At 47.4% G+C, this 3,441-nt stretch carries 1 protein-coding gene; it reads left to right on the top strand.

The features are described from left to right. Positions 1–3,257 (top strand): transglutaminase-like domain-containing protein (locus tag KDK19_RS14650; protein ID WP_257292252.1); only part of this gene is annotated, 3,257 nt, incomplete at its 5' end. Between the last annotated feature and the right edge of the window lie 184 nt (positions 3,258–3,441).

The raw sequence follows: 3,441 nt of genomic DNA, 5'->3' as shown, positions 1-3,441 counted from the left end.
TGAGTAAGAGTGCGTTTGATTCTGAACTTTGCGAATGGTTCAACCAAACGGTATCGGGCATTGATCGTCCATGGTTGATACGCCGCAGTGATTTCAACAGTATCGATGAAAAATGCCATGAAATTCGTGTTAAGACTGAACAGGGTGAAGAGGAAGCCAAAACGGAAATTACCAAGAGGGTAGCTCAAACCCGGTGGCGGGCATCCGGTCTTTCCCTGAAGCCGAATCACTCGGATGATATTCTCACCCAGGCATTGTACCGACACTGGCAGCAACGCTGGTTTGATCATAATTTTGGCCAGACGGGCGTGGGCGTTGATAGCGTATTTCCCCTCACGATAGAACAGGGACTAACGCTGAATTTATCAGCTAACCGACCTTATCTTCTGGAGGCTGATCGGCGGATAAGTGACTGGAACTCCAAGGCAGTTCGATTGTGGCCTGCGTTCTGGCATCAGATAAGTGCACTGCCGAACCATTGGGTTGACGATTATATTGATGAAGCGTTAGCTGTTAACGGTGACAACGCTGCTGAACAACACCTGCCACAAGCTCACGAGAAACAGGCTCCGGCGTTGGATCAGAGAACGAATCATGAGCCACAACCCGTGACCGAAGCGTTGACCATTGGCAGTGATAACGTTCCTCAAAAATACATTCCAGAAAATGTCGGACAAATAGTTCCGGCATTGGACCAGATAACAGACTATGAGAACCAGGAGACGCAGCAACTTGACGATTATATAGTTTTCGACAAGCAGGACCATTTCCCCGGGATTTACCGTTGGTGGGCAGAGGATGTTTATGTGTCTGCTGAGGGTTATATCAAAGAGATCGATATTAGCAATAAGTACATGCAGGGGGCCGAATTCCTCATACCTGATCGGTTACCAGGGCATGATCAGGACGTGACATTAACCAGTGACCAAACGCTGGCAACCTTTGACTGGACATCGAACGATGGTCAATATGCATTGCCCAGCCTGACGGTTAACGACTATATCGTGGCCCTGCGTATAGAACCCGATTTGCCATTTATCCTGTTAAGAGATCGATATACCGGAATTCACACACTGTCTGTTCCGGGGGCCAAACCCCACCAGAGTATTCGCTTTGCTTATGTCGTAGAACAACGGGAACCGGGCAAAAAAACACGTACCGGAAGAGCCCGGCAAGCACAATCAACAGGTTTTGACGCCCGCTGTTGCGAAGGCATGGAAACAGTACTGAAGGAAGTGTTTACCAACATTAACGAACAACCACAGAAAGTACGGGAGCCTTTGCGGACAATACAAAACGCTAAAAACACGACGCAACGCATTGAGGCGATCAAGGACTATTGCCATCATTTTTCCGGTGATGCTAGACCAAAGCGCACACAAAATTTCTTTGAATTCCTGGTAACACAGCGACAAGGGAGCTGTCGTCATCGTGTGCCTGTTTTTATTGCTTTTTGTCGTTATTTTGGCATTCCATGTCGGCAAATTGCTAACCGCACCCACGCCTTTGCAGAGTGTTCCGCAGATGGAGGCCAAACCTGGATGTCAGTGGATTTGGGTGGGGCACCTGTCGAGGCAACAGAAATTCTGCCTGACTTCCAGCCCACCAGGAAGGTCAGTGCTTCCGGTACTGAGTCCAGGCAGAGTAGACAACTCCTGAGTGATGTCCTGAAAGGGGCTGATTTAGCACAACAGCAAGCTCTGGCAAAAGCCTGTGGCATGAGTTTTGAGGGACTGAAAAAAACGCTGGAGACAAACGGTGCATTGCCAAAAATCAATCTGAGTACTCTCGAAATTGTAAGGAACCTATGGCAGAGACTGGATTTACCCGGTTTTTCCGTGGGTGTCTCAATGTTACTGGAGATAGAAACATTGAGTGAAGACGAAAAGACATTGATCGGCGATCTGCCTCCCAACGTGAAATGTTGCTATAAACCGATGTCGTTGGCATTAAGAGAAATATTGCCCAACAGTGATGCAAACCAGGTCATTGAACTGCTCAAGTCATTGCACTCAAAAATGGTTGTTCAGAGCGGAGCAAGCCCACAGCAGTGGTTGAGTTCAATGTTGTACATTCTGAAATACAGCAACTTAGCCGAGCCTTCGGTTATTCGCTTTGCCCATGAAGCTCTGACTTCGGGCTGGCTGGATCCACAGCCGATGTATGAGAGTTATATTGCAGATGCCCTTCAGCACCATGAGCTATTGATGCGTCTGAAAGATGTCGATGAACTGGAGGTTGAAGCCGCTCATTCTCTGAAAAAGTGGTATCAGGCATTGCTGTCCGGGGAAAAAAATAGCCAGGAATGGCGGTTGGCTTATAAAGTCATTCAGGAGAAAGAAGTCGGTGCCTTTTTCGTCACTCATTGTCATGAAGGGTTTTCGCCCTTCTTTGAAGAGAACATTGCCAATCCATCTTTAAAGGACGTCTGGACGGACCAACCTGAGGGCGTCCCGAATATAGAACGAATGCTGGTGCGCCATCCTGCGTTTGCAAAGTTAAACTCGGCCAAGGCGAACCACCGTCCGGTGATTATCTTGGGTAAACCTTTCTGGGAAAACACATTAATTAATAAAAAAGTCGAGGCCCTGTATCAACTAAAAGTCGAGAAGAGCCCGAATCTAAAGCAGTTATTGGCAAGATACAGAGAGTCTCGTGCGACGGAAAATCAACGCAACAGGGAGCTGAATGCATTGACCAGACACATCAGTGATCTGAAAAAAAACAATCGTCAAAAAAGAAGTTACTACCGACGTCACAACCAGGATGCTTCTCTGGATCGGCTGTTTCGAGCTGAAGAAAAAGAATATGAAGAACAAAAGCGTGCTATCGACGAAAAGTACCGACCTATTCTGAGGGCCTGTGAGCTTTCACCCGAGGACAGAGACCTTTTTAGCAATTTGAAAACCAAATGCAAACAAGCGATTCTTCAGGCCTTCAGTCATTACCTGTATGGGTTGACACACTCGAAGGGTGGTCGTTTAACGCTTTGTTGGGCCAATGCAACCACCGGGTTTAACCATCATTCGAACAACTATGGCGCTCACGACCCATCTTCACCAGAAGAGCTCTCTGCCATGATGTCTGAAATCAATAGATCCTGGTGTTTTGAGGGCTCTCTCAGGAAAACCTACTTAAAGCAGGCACTTAAGGCCAGTGACGCTCTGGTGCTTAAATCCGCTGAGCTGACAACCATTGCCGAAGAGTTTTTGAGCAGCGTGAATTTGAATTCATTGTCTGACTCATTGGATAAGTGATACGCCACTGGAACTTTCATCCTGTCTGAAGGTCATATAAGCAAACAATTTAAATGCAGTCCTTCAGATCACAGGAGAGAGGTTGACGATGGATGGTCGGATTGGTGGGGAAGTAAAGAAACCCGTTCCTGGCAGCGGCGTGCCAGCCGATGCAGCAAAGCTGGAGTTATCGTCAAAAAAGAAT

The organism is Endozoicomonas sp. ONNA1 (assembly GCF_024606325.1).
GTDB lineage: Bacteria > Pseudomonadota > Gammaproteobacteria > Pseudomonadales > Endozoicomonadaceae > Endozoicomonas_A.
Note: the sequence above shows the minus strand (reverse complement) of the source record. Positions and strands in the feature narration are given on the sequence as shown.